The organism is Phytobacter ursingii (genome assembly GCF_001022135.1).
GTDB classification, from domain to species: domain Bacteria; phylum Pseudomonadota; class Gammaproteobacteria; order Enterobacterales; family Enterobacteriaceae; genus Phytobacter; species Phytobacter ursingii.
The window spans coordinates 14,209-32,775 of the sequence record NZ_CP011602.1; the positions used below are offsets into that span (position 1 = coordinate 14,209).

General features: G+C 53.9%; 21 protein-coding genes. 6 read left to right on the top strand and 15 right to left on the bottom strand.

Annotated elements, in window-relative coordinates:
* Nucleotides 1-25: 25 nt before the first annotated feature.
* Complete coding sequence (mutY, locus tag AB182_RS03515) at nucleotides 26-1,078, bottom strand: A/G-specific adenine glycosylase (protein ID WP_177328610.1); 1,053 nt, start codon at nucleotides 1,076-1,078, stop codon at nucleotides 26-28.
* A 149-nt stretch (nucleotides 1,079-1,227) separates the two neighbouring features.
* On the opposite strand from mutY, the gene trmB reads away from it, so the two are divergent.
* The 4 genes from trmB (at nucleotide 1,228) to AB182_RS03535 (ending at nucleotide 4,325) form a co-directional block, all read left to right on the top strand.
* On the top strand, nucleotides 1,228-1,947 hold the full coding sequence (gene trmB, locus AB182_RS03520) for a tRNA (guanosine(46)-N7)-methyltransferase TrmB (protein WP_047368909.1): 720 nt from the start codon (nucleotides 1,228-1,230) through the stop codon (nucleotides 1,945-1,947).
* Nucleotides 1,947-2,273, top strand: coding sequence for a YggL family protein (locus tag AB182_RS03525; RefSeq protein ID WP_047368910.1), 327 nt, complete (start codon nucleotides 1,947-1,949; stop codon nucleotides 2,271-2,273). Before trmB ends, AB182_RS03525 begins: the two co-directional genes overlap by 1 nt.
* A gap of 51 nt (nucleotides 2,274-2,324) precedes the next feature.
* Nucleotides 2,325-3,044, top strand: coding sequence for a YggN family protein (locus AB182_RS03530; protein ID WP_047368911.1), 720 nt, complete (start codon nucleotides 2,325-2,327; stop codon nucleotides 3,042-3,044).
* 138 nt (nucleotides 3,045-3,182) lie between these two features.
* Entirely contained in the window at nucleotides 3,183-4,325 is a 1,143-nt protein-coding gene (locus tag AB182_RS03535; protein WP_047368912.1) for an IS481 family transposase, read from the top strand.
* A gap of 118 nt (nucleotides 4,326-4,443) precedes the next feature.
* On the opposite strand, the gene AB182_RS03540 is transcribed toward AB182_RS03535, so the two are convergent.
* From AB182_RS03540 to AB182_RS03580, 9 genes are all read right to left on the bottom strand, one after another.
* Nucleotides 4,444-4,821: an endonuclease domain-containing protein gene (locus AB182_RS03540; RefSeq protein WP_047368913.1), complete on the bottom strand. Its 378-nt coding sequence runs from the start codon at nucleotides 4,819-4,821 to the stop codon at nucleotides 4,444-4,446.
* A gap of 204 nt (nucleotides 4,822-5,025) precedes the next feature.
* Nucleotides 5,026-6,327, bottom strand: a complete 1,302-nt coding sequence (locus AB182_RS03545; RefSeq protein WP_047368914.1) for a TRAP transporter large permease — start codon at nucleotides 6,325-6,327, stop codon at nucleotides 5,026-5,028.
* Nucleotides 6,327-6,830, bottom strand: coding sequence for a TRAP transporter small permease (locus tag AB182_RS03550; RefSeq protein WP_047373167.1), 504 nt, complete (start codon nucleotides 6,828-6,830; stop codon nucleotides 6,327-6,329). The genes AB182_RS03545 and AB182_RS03550 overlap by 1 nt, the downstream gene beginning before the upstream one ends.
* Before the next feature lie 48 nt (nucleotides 6,831-6,878).
* Nucleotides 6,879-7,865 (bottom strand): TRAP transporter substrate-binding protein, encoded by a 987-nt coding sequence (locus AB182_RS03555; protein ID WP_047368915.1) that lies wholly within the window; start codon nucleotides 7,863-7,865, stop codon nucleotides 6,879-6,881.
* A 299-nt stretch (nucleotides 7,866-8,164) separates the two neighbouring features.
* Nucleotides 8,165-9,301, bottom strand: a complete 1,137-nt coding sequence (hemW, locus tag AB182_RS03560; RefSeq protein ID WP_047368916.1) for a radical SAM family heme chaperone HemW — start codon at nucleotides 9,299-9,301, stop codon at nucleotides 8,165-8,167.
* Entirely contained in the window at nucleotides 9,294-9,887 is a 594-nt protein-coding gene (locus AB182_RS03565) for an XTP/dITP diphosphatase (RefSeq protein ID WP_047368917.1), read from the bottom strand. The genes hemW and AB182_RS03565 overlap by 8 nt, the downstream gene beginning before the upstream one ends.
* A gap of 8 nt (nucleotides 9,888-9,895) precedes the next feature.
* On the bottom strand, nucleotides 9,896-10,186 hold the full coding sequence (gene yggU, locus AB182_RS03570) for a DUF167 family protein YggU (protein ID WP_047368918.1): 291 nt from the start codon (nucleotides 10,184-10,186) through the stop codon (nucleotides 9,896-9,898).
* Entirely contained in the window at nucleotides 10,183-10,746 is a 564-nt protein-coding gene (locus AB182_RS03575; RefSeq protein ID WP_047368919.1) for a YggT family protein, read from the bottom strand. The genes yggU and AB182_RS03575 overlap by 4 nt, the downstream gene beginning before the upstream one ends.
* A gap of 18 nt (nucleotides 10,747-10,764) precedes the next feature.
* Nucleotides 10,765-11,469 (bottom strand): YggS family pyridoxal phosphate-dependent enzyme, encoded by a 705-nt coding sequence (locus tag AB182_RS03580; RefSeq protein WP_047368920.1) that lies wholly within the window; start codon nucleotides 11,467-11,469, stop codon nucleotides 10,765-10,767.
* A 16-nt stretch (nucleotides 11,470-11,485) separates the two neighbouring features.
* Between AB182_RS03580 and AB182_RS03585 the strand changes: the two genes are divergently transcribed.
* Entirely contained in the window at nucleotides 11,486-12,466 is a 981-nt protein-coding gene (locus AB182_RS03585; protein WP_047368921.1) for a type IV pilus twitching motility protein PilT, read from the top strand.
* On the opposite strand, the gene AB182_RS03590 is transcribed toward AB182_RS03585, so the two are convergent.
* Nucleotides 12,463-14,721 carry an FAD-dependent oxidoreductase gene (locus AB182_RS03590; protein ID WP_047368922.1) on the bottom strand — a complete coding sequence of 753 codons (2,259 nt, stop codon included), beginning with the start codon at nucleotides 14,719-14,721 and terminating at the stop codon, nucleotides 12,463-12,465. The two genes, AB182_RS03585 and AB182_RS03590, sit on opposite strands and share 4 nt — an antisense overlap.
* 71 nt (nucleotides 14,722-14,792) lie before the next feature.
* Between AB182_RS03590 and AB182_RS03595 the strand changes: the two genes are divergently transcribed.
* Nucleotides 14,793-15,485: an IclR family transcriptional regulator domain-containing protein gene (locus tag AB182_RS03595; protein WP_047368923.1), complete on the top strand. Its 693-nt coding sequence runs from the start codon at nucleotides 14,793-14,795 to the stop codon at nucleotides 15,483-15,485.
* Nucleotides 15,486-15,631: 146 nt separating this feature from the next.
* Here the strand turns inward: AB182_RS03595 and ruvX are convergent, their stop codons facing one another.
* The 4 genes from ruvX to rsmE all read right to left on the bottom strand — a co-directional run bounded on the left by ruvX (nucleotide 15,632) and on the right by rsmE (nucleotide 18,493).
* Nucleotides 15,632-16,048, bottom strand: a complete 417-nt coding sequence (ruvX, locus tag AB182_RS03600; protein WP_047368924.1) for a Holliday junction resolvase RuvX — start codon at nucleotides 16,046-16,048, stop codon at nucleotides 15,632-15,634.
* Complete coding sequence (locus AB182_RS03605; RefSeq protein ID WP_039078016.1) at nucleotides 16,048-16,611, bottom strand: YqgE/AlgH family protein; 564 nt, start codon at nucleotides 16,609-16,611, stop codon at nucleotides 16,048-16,050. Before AB182_RS03605 ends, ruvX begins: the two co-directional genes overlap by 1 nt.
* A gap of 187 nt (nucleotides 16,612-16,798) precedes the next feature.
* Nucleotides 16,799-17,749 carry a glutathione synthase gene (gene gshB / locus AB182_RS03610; protein WP_047368925.1) on the bottom strand — a complete coding sequence of 317 codons (951 nt, stop codon included), beginning with the start codon at nucleotides 17,747-17,749 and terminating at the stop codon, nucleotides 16,799-16,801.
* A 12-nt stretch (nucleotides 17,750-17,761) separates the two neighbouring features.
* Complete coding sequence (gene rsmE / locus AB182_RS03615; protein ID WP_047368926.1) at nucleotides 17,762-18,493, bottom strand: 16S rRNA (uracil(1498)-N(3))-methyltransferase; 732 nt, start codon at nucleotides 18,491-18,493, stop codon at nucleotides 17,762-17,764.
* Between the last annotated feature and the right edge of the window lie 74 nt (nucleotides 18,494-18,567).

Consider the following 18,567-nt stretch of genomic DNA (forward strand, 5'->3'; position numbering starts at 1 on the left):
ATAGTCCTCTTTACTCTGCGCGGCGTTACATCGCCACGCCGATACGTAATTGTTGTAACAGGCGCTCCACGGGGGCCGCCAGGCCCACTGACGGCGGCTGCGCTAAGTTATACCAAAGACCCGTACCTTCATCCATGCAAGAACTGAACGAGGACACGGTAAGCCACACAGGCACAATATCCAGATGGAAGTGACTGAATGTGTGGCGAAACGCAATCAGTTGGCTGAGATTATCGGCGCTAATCTGATGTTGCGCCAGCCACTCCCGCAATGACGCTTCATCTTCGAACTGCGGAAAACAGAACAAACCTCCCCATAACCCAACCGGTGGACGCTGTTGCAGAAAGACCTGATCGCCCTGTTGCATCAGTAAGAAGTATGCGGTGCGCTCCGGCAGCGTTTGCTTTGGTTTTTTGCCAGGATACTCGGCCCATGAGTGGTTTGCATAGGCGATACAGCCCGTTTGTAGCGGGCAAAGCGCGCATTTGGGCTTTGAGCGTGTACAGACCATGGCACCTAAATCCATCATCGCCTGGTTAAACCGTTCCACACCTTTGGCGGGGGTTACCTGTTCTGCCAGCGTCCACAGACGTTTTTCGACCTCTTTCTTGCCAGGCCAGCCTGCCACCGCGTAGCAGCGTGCCAGAACCCGTTTGACGTTACCATCAAGGATAGGAAAGTGTTTACCCAATGATAAAGAGAGAATGGCCCCCGCCGTAGAACGCCCAACGCCCGGCAGGGCGGCAACCTCATCAAAGTTTTGCGGGAAGACGCCGCCGTGAACCTCGGCCACCCGTTTTGCCGCTTTGTGCAGATTACGCGCACGGGCGTAATAGCCGAGCCCGGTCCATAAATGCAGCACTTCATCCAGCGGCGCATTTGCCAGATCGGTGATGTCAGGAAAACGCGCCATAAAGCGTTCAAAATAAGGGATGACGGTTGCGACCTGCGTCTGTTGCAACATCACTTCGGATAGCCATACTTTGTAAGGCGTTTTTTCAATTTGCCAGGGCAGGGTTTTGCGCCCGTATTTGTCGTACCAGTCCAGAACCTGGGCTGAAAATTGAGACGCTTGCATGGTCACCAACATTGCATTAACAGGGGGGCTGATTGCAGCACAGCGGCATGAACGTGTAAACCGGAACTTTCCGGTGCTTTCAACTTGCATACTGTATCGAACTTTGGATAATGCCCGTTTCCTGAACACTCTCACAAGCAGACTTATTTATGAATAACGACGTCATCTCACCAGAATTTGATGAAAACGGCCGCCCGCTGCGCCGTATCCGCAGCTTTGTCCGCCGCCAGGGGCGCCTGACCAAAGGGCAACAGCACGCGCTTGATAATTACTGGCCGGTGATGGGTGTTGAGTTTGCTGAGCAGCCGCTCGATTTTGCCGCCCTGTTTGGTAATAACGGGCCGGTGACGCTGGAGATTGGCTTCGGTATGGGAGCATCGCTGGTGGAAATGGCGAAAACCCGTCCGGAGCAGAACTTTTTAGGTATTGAAGTACATTCGCCGGGCGTGGGCGCCTGCTTATCTTCTGCCCATGAAGAGGGTGTCGGGAACCTGCGTGTGATGTGCCATGACGCCGTTGAAGTGCTGCACAAAATGATTCCTGACAATTCCTTAAACATGGTTCAGCTCTTTTTCCCTGACCCGTGGCATAAAGCACGTCATAATAAGCGCCGTATCGTTCAGGTGCCGTTTGCTGAACTGGTGAAGAGCAAGCTGAAACTGGGCGGCGTATTTCACATGGCGACAGACTGGGAAGCTTACGCAGAGCACATGCTGGAAGTGATGTCCTCTATTGATGGCTATCAGAACCTGTCGTCGACGAAAGATTATGTGCCGCGCCCGGATTCGCGCCCGGTAACCAAATTTGAACAACGTGGTCATCGTCTTGGCCACGGCGTATGGGACTTAATGTTCGAGAGGGTAAAATAATGGCAAAGAACCGTAGTCGTCGTCTGCGTAAAAAGATGCACATTGACGAATTTCAGGAGATCGGTTTTTCCGTCAAATGGCGTTTTCCGGAAGGCACCACTGAAGAACAGATCGATAAGCTGGTGGATGAGTTTATTAGCGAAGCGGTTGAAGCTAATGGCCTGATTTTTGGTGGTAGCGGCTTCCTGGCATGGGAAGGCCTGGTCTGCAAACCGAACATTGGTCATTGCACCGAAAAGGACCAGGCGCTGGTTCGTAAGTGGCTTGAGGATCACAAATTCGAAGAGGTCAGCGTCAGCGAACTTTTCGATATTTGGTGGGACTAAGAATGAAAGGGTCGGCAAATGCCGACCCGTTTTGTCTCTACAGGAGTGGTTATGATGCGCAAGACGCTACTGGCGGTAGTACTGACGGCAACGGCTTTTGCCGCGAATGCGGATTACAAATGTAGCGTGAACCCGCGTGATGATGTGATTCTAAGCCCGCAAACCGTCCAGGTGAAAGGCGAGAACGGTAATCTGATCTTAACGCCGGAAGGTAATGTGACCTTCAACGGTAAACAATATTCGTTAAGCGCTGCGCAGCGCGAGCAGGCGAAGGATTACCAGGCTGAATTGCGCAGCGCCTTACCGTGGATCGACGAAGGTGCACGTACGCGTGTCGAGAAAAGCCGCGTGGCGCTGGACCAAATTATCGTCAAGGAAGTGGGCGAGAGCAGCAATATGCGCGGTCGCCTGACAAAGCTGGATGCTCAGCTAAAAGAGCAGATGAACAAAATTATCGAACATCGCAGCGATGGTCTGACGTTCCACTACAAAGCGGTTGATGACGTGCAGGCTAACGGTCAACAGCTGGTGAACCAGGCGATGGGCGGTATTCTGCAGGACAGCATTAACGAGATGGGCGCCAAAGCGGTACTCAAAGGCGGCGGCAACCCGTTACAGGGCGTGCTCGGCAGCCTTGGTGGTTTACAGACCGCCATCCAGAACGAGTGGAAAAACCAGGAAGCGGATTTCCAGCAGTTCGGTAAAGACGTGTGCAGCCGCGTGGTGTCGCTGGAAGGCAACCGTAAAGCGCTGGTGAGCGGGCTTAAGTAAGGTTCTGTTGTTTCAGTTTTGCCTGTTCCCCTCACCCTAACCCTCTCCCTGTACAGTCCGGAGACATAGTGAACGCTTGTTCGGGGACATGGTGGACACTTACAACTGAGGCATAAGAACCCGTTTATGGAGTCGCTTATGCCCTGGGATGCGAGAGATACCATGTCATTACGTTCTGAGTTTGTACTGTTCGCCTCGCAGGACGGGGCGAACCTCCGGGCACTCTGCCGTCATTTCAACATTTCGCCGTCCACCGGCTACAAGTGGCTTCGCCGCTGGACTGAGGAAGGCGCCGCCGGCCTTGCTGACCGTTCCCGTGCGCCTCTGCATTCGCCCCGGCGAACCGATGACCGTGTGACGGACCTGCTGCGCATGGCCCACTGCGCCCATGAACGCTGGGGCGCCCGTAAGATTAAGCGCTGGCTTGAGGACCGCGGACACGTTCTGCCCGCGTTCAGCACCGTGCACAACCTGATGGCCCGCCACGGTCTGCTGCCGGGAGGCACACCCGGCATTCCTGCCACCGGACGCTTCGAACACACCGCGCCCAACCAGCTCTGGCAGATGGATTTTAAAGGTCACTTTCCTTTTGCCGGTGGCCGCTGCCACCCGCTCACCCTGCTGGATGACCATTCCCGGTTCTCGCTCTGTCTCGCACACTGTCCTGATGAACGGCTCACAACCGTCCGGCAACAGCTGGTGAGGGTGTTTGAACGTTACGGTCTGCCGGCGCGGATGACGATGGATAACGGCGCGCCCTGGGGCGACACCACAGGAAGCTGGACCGCGCTGGAGCTGTGGCTGATGCGCCAGGGTATCCGGGTGGGGCATTCGCGGCCTTACCATCCACAGACGCAGGGCAAGCTGGAACGTTTTCACCGCAGCCTGAAGGCCGAAGTGCTGCAGGGCCGGTGGTTCACGGACGCCAGCCAGTTACAGCAGGTGTTCGACGACTGGCGCGCGGTCTATAACCTGGAGCGTCCACATGAAGCGCTGGACATGGGGGTCCCGGCGTCACGTTATCAGCCGTCATCGCGGCAGTACAGCGGGGCGGTTCAGCCGCCGGACTATGATGAGGGCGTGCAGGTGAGGAAGGTGGATGTGAGCGGGAAGCTGAGCATAAAAGGAGTGAGCCTGAGTGCAGGGAAAGCGTTCAGGGGTGAATATGTGGGCCTGCGTGAAACGGCAGAGGATGGCTGCTATGAGGTGTGGTGGTACAGCACGAAAGTGGGGATGATCGACCTGAAAAAGAGGTCGATCATCATGGGGAAAGGGTGTTAAAAAGTGTTCACCATGTCCCCGAACACCTGTCTACCATGTCTCCGGACCGTACACTCCCAAGGGAGAGGGGACTTGTCAGATGCGGTCTTTACTTTCTCTGCCTGTGGTTGGGAAAGCGTCAGGTGCGGTCTTTACTCCCTCTCCCTGTGGGAGAGGGCTGGGGTGAGGGCAACCGACGATGCAAATGTCCAGGAATCGCCAGTAATACACTCTCCTCATTGGCGCTCAGCTCATTGTTCCAGAAGCGAATCACTTCCCAGCCATTAGCATTCAGGAATGCCGTTCTGCGCAAGTCATACCCTTCGTTATCCTGATGCTGCCCGCCGTCCAGCTCAACAATCAGTTTTGCTTTAAAACAGGCGAAATCGACAACATAATTACCAATCGGCATTTGGCGACGAAACTTGTAGCCGTAAAAACGGCGTCCTCTGAGCAAGTACCAAAGGTGTAATTCCTCTGCCGTCATTCTGATGCGTAGTTGTTTTGCTTTTTCCATCCCCACACTCTGCCACCATTCCCCTGTATCACCACAGCCTTCTCCCGTTATTGGGAACTGCCTTCCAACGTATCGTCTTCGCTTTTGCAAGGTTACGGATGGATGAGACCGGGAGACATTTTGACCATGAAAATTTAATGGGCCGGGCGGCCCATTAATTATTTTCGAGTAGAAAGTATGTTGTTTCTCTCTTTAATGTCCGTGCTACATCAAACCCAGCGTGCGGGGCAGCCACAGCGAGATTTGCGGTATATAAGTGATCAACACCAGCGCTAAGAGTAGTGCGGCATAAAAAGGAAGCAGTGGTTTAATCAGATGTTGAATTTTAACGCCCGAAATAGAGCAACCGACAAACAAGGCGCTTCCGACCGGTGGCGTTAATAATCCGATACACAGATTCGCAACCATCATGATGCCAAAATGTACTGGATCCATACCTAAGTCCTGTGCAATAGGCAGGAATATCGGCGTAAAGATAAGCACCGCTGGCGTCATATCCATAAAAACGCCAACAATAAGTAGAACCAGATTAATTAATAAAAGAATAACGAGCGGATTTTCAGAAATAGACATGAGCGCATCGCTAATCATGTAGGGCACATCTGCATTCGTCATTGCCCATGACATCCCAACGGAAAAACCGATCAGCAACAAAACGATAGATGTTGTTATTACTGATTCAAGGATCAACGCCGGTAGCTCACACCACTTCACCTCACGGTAAACCACAACTGATAAGATGAAAGTGTAAACCACTGCAATAGCAGACGCTTCTGTAGCGGTAAATACGCCCCCAAGAATGCCACCCATCACAATGATGACCAGTAACAAACTGGGTAGCGCGGCTAAAAATGCGGCTATCGCCATTCTGAGAGAAGGCCTCTCTGAAAGCGGGTAACCACGTCGGCTGGCGATAATCGCGCAGACCACCATGATGGCAAGCCCCATCAAAATGCCGGGTAAATAACCTGCCATGAACAGCGAGGCAACGGAGACGCCCCCGGCTGTAAGTGAGAAAACGATTAATACATTTGATGGTGGTATTAAGAGGCCGGTAATACAGGACGAAACGTTAATCGCGGTTGAAAGGGCAGGGTCGTAACCCTGTCGGGTCTGGATGGGATGAAGCGTTCCGCCTACCGCAGCCGCTGCGGCAACCGCAGAGCCGGAAATGGAACCAAACATCATATTGGCCAGTACGTTAACATGCCCCAGTGAGCCGGGTACGCGGCCAACCATGACCTGCGCGAGGTTAATCAGGCGCAGCGCTATCCCGCCCCGATTCATCAGTGTTCCGGCAAAAATAAAGAAAGGAATGGCCAGCAGGGCAAAGTTATCCAGCCCATTAGCCAGGCGCTGTGAAACCGTAATAACAGCAATGTCCCAGGGAAACATCAGTAGCATGGAGCTAACAGTCGAAATACCAATAGCAAATGAAATAGGTACACCAAGGAAAACCAGGATGAAAAAAGAACCAAATAATACTAAAGCGATATAGCCATCCATTAATTTACGCCCTCCATGGAATTTTTAAGTGAAGTTATGCCAGCATTTATGAACCACAAGGCATAGAACATCATCACAATCCCGGTCAGTGGCAAAATAAGATAGACGTAACCCATAGGGATTTGCATCGCGGCTGAAACCTGGGTAGTTGCCAGCGTTTTGCCGATCAATTTCATTCCCCCCGTTACGATAACCCCACCAGAAAAAAGGAAAATCAGCAGATTTACCACGATGCTCAATAAAGCCTGTTTACGCGGCTGTAGCGCCATTGACAGGAGATCAATTGACAGGTGTCGCTGAGCGCCAACCGTATAGGCGGCACCGAGTAAACCTACCCAAATCATCAGAAAGCGTGCAAGTTCATCAGTTAACGTACTGGGCTGATTGAGAACATAGCGACTAAATACCTGCCATACGACGCAAATAACCAGTACGCTCATCACCATAATAGAAAACGCAGCGATCACGCGGTCGACCACGAGCTTTATGCGGTTAAATATCATCATTAATTATCCAGGTGAATATGGGCCAATAATTGGCCCAGGTAGAGATTATTCAGCAGCGCTTTCGAATTTTGCTAATAATGCGGCCTGTTTGGGATCTTTTTTAAATTCATCAAACAGAGGTTGTACGGCAATGCGGAAGGGCGCTTTATCCACTTTCACAATTTTACCGCCCTGTGATATCGCCTGGGCGCGCGTATCGGCATCGATTTTAGTCCAAAGTTTTTGCTGGTATGTTTCTGAATATTTTGCCGCTTTTTGTAGAATTTCTTTTTGCTCCGGCGTTAATTTGTTCCAGGTTTTAGTTGAAATAACCAAAAAATCTGGAATGGAGGCGTGCTCATCTTCTGAAAAAACTTTTGCAATTTCGATATGGCGCGTTTGCACCCAGGAAGGTACATTATTTTCTGCTCCGTCTACAACGCCCTGCTGCATAGCAGTATAAACTTCCCCAAATGAAATGGGCGTAGGCGAGCCGCCCATCAATTCAATCATTTTTATTGTAGTTGGGCTGGCCTGGACGCGTATTTTTAATCCTTTCAAATCTTCCGGTTTCGTAATGGGCTTCCCGGCATAAAAACTTCTTGTGCCAGCAACATAAGCTGACAGTGCGAAGAAACCTTTGTCTTTGGTAGACTCCATGATCTCTTTGCCCACATTACCGAAAACGACGTTATTAAAATGCGCCTGATCTTTAAACAAGAATGGAAGATTATAAATAGCGTAGACGTTATCAAATGATTCAAGGTCGCTGGCGGAACTTTTGGTCATATCCAGTGCGCCATTTTGTAATAATTCCAGCGTCTCTCTTGCGCTCCCCATTTGGCTGCTGGGATAAATGCGGATCGTCATTTTACCATCAGACAGTTGTTTGACTTGTTTAGCCATTTCATCTAAAGCCTGATGTACAACATGGCTTCGCTCGAGGTTATGCGCAAGCTTTAATGTGATTTTTTCCTGCGCGACAGCATTCAAAGAAAATAACGAAAGAAGAGATGCACACACAAGTGTTTTAGGAAAAGAGAGTTTACTCATCGTTTGGCTCCATGCACATTAATGGTCTATATCTAAAAGCAATAATCCTTATTTCTGTATGACATATTATCCTGGTTGTCTGACATCTTTAAGATATCTGTCTCACAGTTTTTATTTTTTTGTTCGTGTGAGCGTTTTAAAACGGTGTTGAATATTATTGTGATGAATAAATTGAAATTAAAATATCTATTCTAAGAATATATTTGCCCGGTGAGGGTTATGGCAATGTCAGGTTTTTAATTGGCGAGGAAAGGGATATCCCGCCCGTTTAATAAGCGCGCGGGATAGGTCTGTACTTATTATTCGCTCAGGAACAGTTCCAGCAATGAGTTGAGGAACAACTTACCGTGCTCGGTGATTTGCCAGTACTGCTCGCATTCAGTGAGATAGCCCTGTTCTAAGGCCTCATCGATTTGCGGGCGAATCACTCTTTCATCCAGCCCGGTGAAGAGCCCGAACTCCGCGCGTGGTGCCGGTTCGAGCAAACGGAAGCGGTTCATAAAGAACTCGAACGGTTTATCGGCAGCCTCCACGTCATGCTGGCGTTCCAGATAACGCCCCTGCATAAACCCGCGCGGGTGGCGCGTTTTCGCGGTGCGTAGAATGCGTCCGTCCGGGAAGGTGATTTTACCGTGCGCGCCGCAGCCAATACCGAGGTAATCGCCAAAGCGCCAGTAGTTCAGGTTGTGCTGACACTGGTAGCCCGGTTTTGCGTATGCCGAGGTTTCGTATTGCTGATAGCCTGCGGCGGTAAGCAACTGATGGCCGCGCTCGAAAATATCCCACAACGCGTCGTCATCAGGCAGCACCGGCGGACGCGAGCCGAACAGGGTGTTGGGTTCGATGGTCAACTGATACCAGGAAAGATGCGGCGGGTTCAGCGCAATGGCCTGGCGCAAATCATCCAGCGCCTCTTCCAGCGTCTGATCAGGCAGGCCGTGCATCAAATCGAGGTTAAAACTGCGCAGCCCAAGGCCCGTTGCCAGCCGCGCCGCGCGTTTGGCTTCTTCCGGACCGTGGATACGCCCCAGCCGCTGCAATTTCGGCTCGCTAAAGCTCTGCACGCCAATCGAAATGCGATTTACCCCGGCACGTTGATACTCAACGAAGCGGTCCGCCTCTACCGTTCCGGGGTTGGCTTCCATTGTGATTTCCGCATCTGCCGCCAGATTGAGGCGCGCACGAACGCCGTCCAGCAATGTCTGCATCGCCGGGCCGGAGAGCAGGCTCGGCGTACCGCCACCAATAAAGATAGTCTTTACGTCACGCCCCTGCGCGTAAGGCACATCAGCATCCAGGTCGGCGAGCAGATGCTGCACGTAATCATCGTGCGGCACTTCGCCTTTAAGCGCGTGGGAATTGAAGTCGCAGTACGGGCATTTCTGCACGCACCACGGAATGTGAATATAAAGACTCAGGGGTGGCAAATTAGCCATTACGTAACGCTTCCAGTAACAGTTTCAACGCCTGTCCACGGTGGGAGATAGCGCTTTTTTCTTCGCGGGTCAGTTCGGCGGCGGTTTTACCTTCCGTCGGGACGAAGAAAATCGGATCGTAACCAAACCCGCCCTGACCGGCAGGCGCACGGGTAATCACACCAGGCCAGGTGCCGTGGCATACCAGTGGCGTCGGGTCTTCGGCGTGGCGCAGATAGACCAGCACACAGTGGAACTGAGCCTGACGCTTGTCGTCCGGCACATCCTGCAGGGTGGTCAATAATTTTTGCAGATTCGCTTCATCGGTGGCATCCACGCCAGAGTAACGTGCGGAGTAGATCCCCGGCGCGCCGCCCAGCGCATCGACGGCCAGGCCGGAGTCGTCGGCAATCGCGGGTAGACCCGTTACCTGAGCGGCATGTCGCGCTTTCAGAATGGCGTTTTCAATAAAGGTCAGGCCGGTCTCCTCGGCGGATTCCACGCCCAGCTCGGTTTGCGCCACGATATCCAGACCGAAGTCACTCAACAGCGAGGCAAGCTCGCGCACTTTGCCGGCATTACCGGTTGCGAGAACAACTTTTTGCATAATAGATCCTAATTCATCAGGGCCGTGACGGCCGAAGGTATCTGTTGCGGATGGGTAATTTTGACTTGTTTATGGCGGCCCAGTTCGCCTTTTTCAATCAGCACCTGGTTTTTAGCCACCCGAAACTGTTTGGCGAGAAATTTCACCAGATGGGCATTGGCTTGCCCATCAACCGGTGGGGCGGTAATGGCGACTTTTAGCTCATCGCCATGCAGCCCAATAATGCTATCCCGGCTGGCCTTGGGCTGAATATACAGCCTTAGCACCAGCCCGTCGTCACAGGATGTGACAGCACTCATGCCCAGTTCCAGATATAGGCTAACGGTACGATGGTGTTAGCCAGAAACTCCATCACGCCCATATTGATGACATACATCAGCAGCACCAGAATCATCGGCGAGAAATCAAGACCGCCCATTGACGGCAGCAGGCGACGAATCGGGCGCAGCAAGGGTTCGGTAAGCTGCAGCAGCACATATTCCACCGGGCTACGGCCCTGGCTGACCCAGCTCATGATGGCCATTAACAGCAGCACCCAGAAGATCAGCGAGCCAAGGGTTTTGATAACAATCAACACTGCCGCCAGCACGATAAACACGCCGTCCATGGAGACGTACGGGTTCAGGAAAGCTTTCACGACACACAGCAGTAGCGCGATGAGCAATGATGCGCTGTCAATAGGCCCCATTGCCGGAATGATGCGACGCAGCGGGCCAACAATCGGCTGGGTGATTTTCACGATAAACTGGGAAAACGGGTTATAAAAATCACAGCGCGCCCACTGCATCCAGATACGCAGCAACAGCACCATCGTGTAAGCCTGGATAATCAGTGACAGGAGAGTGGACAACGTATTCATGGCGTTCCTCAGTGTTCCTTAGTTTTTTGTGTAATCGCGCGCGCCAAAAATGGCGGTTCCGATGCGCACCATGGTGCTACCTGCCGCAATGGCGGCCTGCATATCGTCAGACATGCCCAGCGAAAGGGTGTCAACGCCAGGGTAACGTACCTTAAGCGCGTCAAATGCGACAGCCATTTGGCGGGCTACGGCAAACTGCCGTTCATAATCAGCCTCGGGGGCGGGGATCGCCATCAGTCCACGCAGGCAAAGACCGGGTAATTCCACCACCTGCGCCGCCAGCGCGTCCAGTTCTGCAAGGGAAATGCCGGACTTGCTCTGCTCGTCACTGATATTAACCTGGATCAGCACGTTCAGCGGCGGCAGAGACGCCGGGCGCTGCTCGCTCAGGCGGCTGGCGATTTTGAGACGGTCCACGGTGTGGCACCAGTCAAAATGCTCTGCCACGAGACGGCTTTTGTTGGACTGTAACGGGCCGATAAAGTGCCACTGAATATCCGCGATGCCCGAATCCTTGAAATGGCGAATTTTATCTACGCCTTCCTGCACGTAGTTTTCACCAAAGCCACGCTGACCCGCTGCGTAAGCTTCTTCGATGGCGCTCGCAGTTTTTGTTTTGCTGACTGCAAGCAGTGTGACTTCTTCTGGAGCACGGCCGCAGGACGTTGCAGCGGCTGAGATTTTGTCCCTGACCTGTGCCAGGTTATGCGCAATATCGTTCATGTTCCCAGGTGGCTTTATGGATATGGAAAAAATAGTGGAGCTTAGTGTAAAGCATAATGTCTCGGATCTACACCTGTGCGATCGCCATCCGCCGCGCTGGCGAAGGCAAGGACGGCTGGAAGCCGCACCGTTCGCCGCTGTGGATATTCACGCGCTACTCGCGGAACGTTTGAACACGCAGCAGCAACAGCAGTGGCAAGCGTGTGGACAGATTGATTTTGCCCTCAGTACCCCAGGGCTAAAACGCCTTCGCGCCAGCGCGTTTTTACATCACGATGGGGTATCGCTTGCTCTGCGCCTGTTGCCTGACACCTGCCCGACGCTGGACATGCTGGACGTGCCCGCCGCAATCCCCGAATTACTGCGGCGCGACAACGGCCTTATTCTGGTTACCGGGGCGACGGGGAGCGGAAAATCCACCACCCTGGCGGCGATGGTAGATAACCTCAATCACCATCTCGACGGGCATATCCTGACTCTCGAAGATCCGGTGGAGTTTATCCATACAAGCAAACGTTGCCTGATCCAACAGCGGGAAATCGGCCCGCACTGTGCCTCGTTTGCCGCGGGGTTGCGCGCGGCATTACGCGAAGACCCGGATGTCATTTTGCTGGGCGAGCTGCGTGACAGCGAAACTATCCGCCTGGCGTTGACCGCCGCTGAAACCGGGCATCTGGTACTGGCAACATTACATACGCGCGGCGCGCCGCAGGCTATTGAACGGCTGGTGGACAGTTTCCCCGCTCAGGAGAAAGACCCGGTGCGTAGCCAGCTTGCCGGAAGTCTGCAGGCTGTGTTGTCACAGCGGCTGGAGGAAGACAAGCAGGGCGGGCGTGTGGCGCTGTTTGAACTGCTTATTAATACACCTGCGGTAGCCAATCTTATCCGTGAAGGAAAAACCCACCAGTTGCCCGGCGTGTTGCAAACCGGACAGCAGGCGGGAATGCAGACCTTTGACCAAAGCCGCCAGCAGCGGCAGGCGCAGGGGCGGCTTTAGCGGATGTTCAGCGCGTAGACCGCCGGTAACGCGCCTGCGGTGGCTATGATCTCCAGGCGCACATTTTGTGCGGTGACGGGGGCGGATAATCGGTGTTCACGCACGGATTGGTGGTTATTTGTTTCCTCGACCAGCAGGATATCATCGGCCCAAAGCCGATAATGGGTGATGCAGTGTGGCGTTACGGGCAGAAAATGGCCCATCTGCACGGTTTCCATAGCGTTATCGAAATCGTTGTCCTGTACCAGCGTCAGGCGGGTGAAAGTTTGCGGTGCATCCCAGCCCCAGCGCAATACCGGTTTAATGTCATCGGGGGCAGGTACCCAGGCATTGGCCTGCTGCTCGGGGCGCAGACGACCATTAAGCACGTTGTCGGCGCGATAGCAGCTCAACGGCTGGCTAAAACGCAATGCAGGCATTACCTGATGCGGGCGGCGGCGCGGCAGCCAGAAGTCAAACTCATCGACGCCATAGTCACCGTCCACCACCTGGCGGGTATGTTTGGCGACGCGGGCATTCAGGCTATTAAACACGGTCATGATGCCAGGCAGATGTGTGTCAGTGAGGGCAATTTCTACCTGCGCGTTCGCCTCAAAGGCGATAAAAACATACTGATCGCGCTCGCTTTGCCACGGGAAATGTACCGTCTGTTCCTGTTCGCCCTCAACGTGTAGCGTTGTACTGGCGTACTGATAGTCGGGTGTGAAGTTACCGCTGCGCGCGCTGCCCAGAAGCGACACCTCAAGCGTCTGCTGAGAGGCGGAACGCAGGGTAAAGGTGATGTCGGGGAGCGATGCCCCGGTCTGAACAGGCAGCAGCAACGCCATTCTTTCGCCGAGCGAATGCCAGTGGCCGTTAGAGGCAAGCGTACTCAGCGAGTATTCACTGCTGGCGGTGACCGAAGCGCCCATGGCCGGGTCCTGTAACCACTGGCGGGGGATGTAGCATCCGCTGGCCTGTAATCGTTGTTGCAGCAGGCCGACATTATCCCGCTGGGCCAGCTCTGCGGGCGACAGATCATACGCTTTACACAGCGCAGCAGCGCGACCGACCACATCCCCCAGCAGACCGCAGGTGCACATCACACGGGCGCTACCAAAGGCAACGTGGGAGGCGGAAATAAGCCGCCCGCTCAGGAAAAGATTATCCAGCGAGCGGCTGTAAAGGCTTCGCAACGGAATGGTATAGGTGCCTTTGCTATGAAACTGGCGACAGCCATCATGGGTGCTGTAGACCCCGTCTGCCGGATGCAGGTCGATAGACCAGCCGCCGTAGGCCACGGCATCGTAATGATCGCGCTGTTCAATGATGTCCTGCTGGCAAAGCAAATGATCGCCCATAAAACGACGGCTTTCGCGCTTACCCGGAATGACGCCAACCCATTCGATGGTCATGTTGGCTGCTTCCGGGAACTCGCCGGCGTTTTTAATGTAATCCCACACCCCCCAGACGATTTTCCACAGCTCCCATTTGATCTCTTCACTTTGGTGAACGGTGTCCAGCCGTCCGCCCCATTCCAGCCACCACAGGTCGCACCCATTCAGGGTGGACGTCAGGCGTTTGTAGCGGGGAATAGTAGTAATATCTTTTAACGCGAATGAGGGGGGAACAAAGCTCACCGGGCCGTTCGTCTGTTTGGTGTAGAAATAGATCGAGTGCCCGAGCTTGTGACCGAAGTTGTCGCCAGGCGCCATTTTTTCCCCCAGCTCGTCAACCTCTTCAGCGCCTTCGCGGTATTCTGCCCCGGCCAGAAAACCCAGTACGCCATCCCCCGTTGCGTCGCAAAACTGGTCGGCGGTAACGGTATAAAATGTCTCATTGATGGCGTTAAAGGCGCTCACCTGGGTGAGGGTTCGCTGGTTTTTCTCCAGTTCGTAAATCGTGGTATTGAGCAGCAATGTCAGCCCCGGCTGGCTTTTTGCCATATCCAGCAGCACCAGATCGAACATTACCGGGTTACCCTCTTTGTTGCGCCAGAGATTCTCTTCGAGGATTTCCCCCATGATACCGCCTTCACGCGCCCAGCGGTTATTGTTGCCCATATGCGATGTGGCGCCATTGGCCCACAGGCGAACTTCGCTGGACGCATTGCCGCCGAGCACCGGTCTGTCCTGGATCAATACGACCTGTAAGCCGTCCCTGGCGGCGGCGAGCGCGGCGCAAAGACCCGCTAGGCCACCGCCCGCCACCAGCAGATCGGCATGCAACTGTTCAGAGGGAAAGACTCTGGACGCGGTTTGCGGATAGATGTTCATACCTTGTATCCTTCTTCACTGAACTGACGGTAAAATCGAAAACTCCTGCCACCTGAGAGATAAAGCCTGCTATGTCCTCACAACCGAACCAAAGCCTGATTGATGGCATTCGCTGCCTGCAATACCTGGTCTCCAGCGGCCGCGCGATTGGCTGTCGCGAACTGGCGCGTCTGATGGGGATCAATACCACCCGTGTAAACCGGTTGCTGATGACGATGGCATCCATTGGTCTGACGATGCAGGACGACCATCGTCGTTACCTTCCCGGCCCCGGCATTCATGCGCTGGCGGCGCAGGCGATACGCGGCTCGGCACTCTTTTCCCAGGCGCTCCCCCTGCTGGAAAGCTACGCGCCCAAAGACATCGTGGTGGCGATGGGCGTGCTCTGGGAGGATCAGGTGATTTATATCTATCACTCCGAACCCGGTAGCCAGATGAGCCAGGCGCTGGCCGGTTTTCATATGCTTCCCGCATGGCAGTCGGTCATCGGTATGTCGCTTCTGGCGGCAGAGAGCGATGAAGAACTGCAAAAACGTTTTGTCGACGAACAGTGGCGGCAACTTGCGCCGCATATTGCCCAGCAACGTGAGTTCGGACGTGTGGTCTGGCATCACGATGATGGCGAGGTTTCGATGGCGAAGCCTCTTGGCGCACACTCTGCCGCGCTGGCGTTTGCCGGAATGTGGCAAGCCGACGACGCAGCCATTGATGAACGTTTAAGTGAACTTCACACTCTGGCGCGGCGGCTGACGCAAAAACCCTGACACATTTAATTTCTGACTAATGTTTCTTTTATAGAAACATTAATGAAAAAGCAAAAAGCACACCCTGGAAATGTGAGGGGGATCGGGGGATTGCGTTTTGGGGAAGGGAGAAGACAAAAAAGGCTGAGCGGCGCTCAGCCTGAGAATCACAGATGCTGCTCGAAGTAGCTTTCGAGGATGATAACCGCAGAGGCAGAATCAACGCTGCCTTTATTCAATGCACGAAAACCGCCGCGCTCAAACAGACCCGCGCGGGCTTCTACCGTACTCAGTCGCTCATCATGCAATATAATTTTTGCCCCGAAACGGCCATGGATTTTATTGGCGAAATTGCGTGCGCGTGCGGTCAATGGTTGCTCTGTGCCATCCATATTCAGCGGCAGGCCGACAATAACGGCTTCCGGCTGCCACTCTTTTAACAGCTTCTCGATAAGCTTCCAGTCCGGCGTCCCGTCTTGCGCTTTCAGGGCGTTCAGAGGACGCGCCGTTCCGGTTATGCGTTGTCCGATGGCGACGCCAATACTTTTGGTACCAAAATCAAAGGCCAGCAGGGTTCCACTCATCAGGCATGCCCTGCCACGCCCGGCATGGTCGAGATATCAATGCCGATAAGTTTTGCCGCTTCCCGCCAGCGGTCAGCGATAGGCGTTTTAAACAGGATATTTTGATCCGCAGGCGCGGTAAGCCAGGCGTTGTCCAGGATCTCCTGTTCAAGCTGACCTTTTTCCCATGAGGAATAGCCCAGCGCGACCAGCACGTCCTTAGGTTGATCGGCCGTGCCCAGGGTCTCCAGAACATCGCGCGAGGTCGTGATCACGGTGTTATCCGAAACGCGAATGCTGGAAGAGAAACTGGCGGGCGGTGTGTGCAGAATAAACCCGCGATCTTCCGCGAGGGGGCCGCCAAGCAGCACCGGTTTATCCAGACGAATGGCCGGATCGCGTGCTTCCGGGTTAATTTTCAGCTTCTCCAGGACGCTTTCAACTTTCAGGTTTTCCAGGGGCTTATTAATGATAAGGCCCATGGCGCCGTCTTCGTTGTATTCGCAAATATAAACCACCGATCGCCGAAAAAGGGGATCATGGAGAGCAGGCATGGCAATAAGAAAGTGATGCTGTAAATTCATTGTCAGAGGTTCTGTTTCCTGGTTCAAAAAAGCAGCAGCCTAGTATGAGGGGAAAGCTGCACGCTGTCACTAGCCAGACTTTGGAGTTTAAGAGCGGGTTCCCTCCCGCCATCCTTTTACCCGACCTGTTCGCGTTGCCTGTGCGTTGGCAGCGTTATGCGACCCGAATGAGCCCGAGTAAATCTCTTTATTGTTTCGCCAGGCGTTTTTCGATTGCGTCCATCAGCATGCCGGTAATAGAGATCGGGAACTCCGCCTCGATCTCACGTACGCAGGTTGGGCTGGTGACGTTAATTTCGGTCAGACGATCGCCGATAATATCCAGACCGACGAAAATCAGCCCTTTGGCTTTCAGCGTCGGGCCGACACGGCGAGCAATCGCCCAGTCGCTTTCGGTCAGCGGACGCGGTTCGCCACGGCCACCTGCGGCCAGGTTACCACGCGTCTCGCCACCCTGCGGGATACGCGCCAGGCAGTATGGGACCGGCTCGCCATCCACCACCAGCACACGTTTATCGCCATCTTTAATAGCCGGCAGATAGTTCTGCGCCATGCAGTAGCGGGTGCCCAGCTCAGTCAGGGTTTCGGTGATAACGCCCAGGTTCGGATCGCCCTCTTTGACGCGGAAAATCGAGGTGCCGCCCATGCCGTCGAGTGGCTTGAGGATGATATCGGTGTGTTTTTGCCAGAACGCTTTAAGCTGCGCTTTATTGCGCGTCACCAGCGTTTCCGGGGTCAGTTCCGGGAACCAGGCGGTAAACAGTTTTTCGTTACAATCGCGCAGGCTCTGCGGCTTATTGACGATCAATGTGCCTTTTTCTTCGGCACGTTCAAGGATATAGGTGGCGTAGATAAATTCGGTATCGAACGGTGGATCCTTACGCATCAGCACCACGTCCAGCGAGGCGAGTTCGATATCCTGTTCGCCGCCAAACTCATACCATTTGTCGTAGTTTTGCTCGACGGAAAGCAGGCGAGTACGCGCACGGGCTTCACCGTTGATCAGGTAAAGATCCGCCATTTCCATATAATGCAGTTCGTAGCCGCGACGCTGCGCTTCGAGCAGCATGGCGAAGCTGGTGTCTTTTTTGATATTAATCTGCGCGATGGGGTCCATCACGATGCCGAGCTTAATCATAGGCTTCTCCGTTTAACCCAGATCGCCAAACCGCACCTGAAGCGCGGTAATAGCAGTAAGGGCAGTTGTCTCTGTGCGCAATACGCGGGGTCCCAATAGAATATCAGTAAACTGGTAGCGCGAGGTCATGGCGATTTCGTCTGCCGTCAACCCGCCTTCCGGGCCAATCAGTAATCGTACGCGTTCCACCGGCAACGGCAGAGTATTAATGCTCTGGCTGGCGCGAGGATGAAGATTGAGCTTAAGGCCGCTCTCTTCTTCCGCACACCACTGTTCGAGATCCATTGCCGGGCGAATCTCGGGAATACGGTTACGACCACACTGTTCACAGGCGGCGATGGCGATCTTCTGCCATTGCTGGATCTTTTTATTCAGTCGCTCGGCATCGAGTTTAACGCCGCAGCGCTCAGAAAAAAGTGGCGTAATGAGGCTTACACCCAGTTCGATCGATTTCTGGATGGTAAATTCCATTTTCTCGCCGCGAGACATCACCTGGCCCAGATGAATGTGCAACGGCGACTCCCGATCGTCCACCTCTCCCTGAATCACTTTAACGATAACGCTCTTTTTATCGGCGCGGGTAATTTCAGCGTCAAACACCTGGTTTGAACCGTCAAAGAGCTGAATAGCCTGGCCCTGGCCCATGCGTAATACGCGGCCAACATGGTTTGCCGCATCATCAGCGAGTGCGATTTCAGTGCCCGTCTGGATGAGTTCAGGGTGGTAGATGCGTGGGACGCGCATAGTTCAGATTTCCGTGTGAAGTGTGGCGCATTTCCCCTCGCCGTAATCAGGCTGGTTTCTGCCCTCTCCCTTTC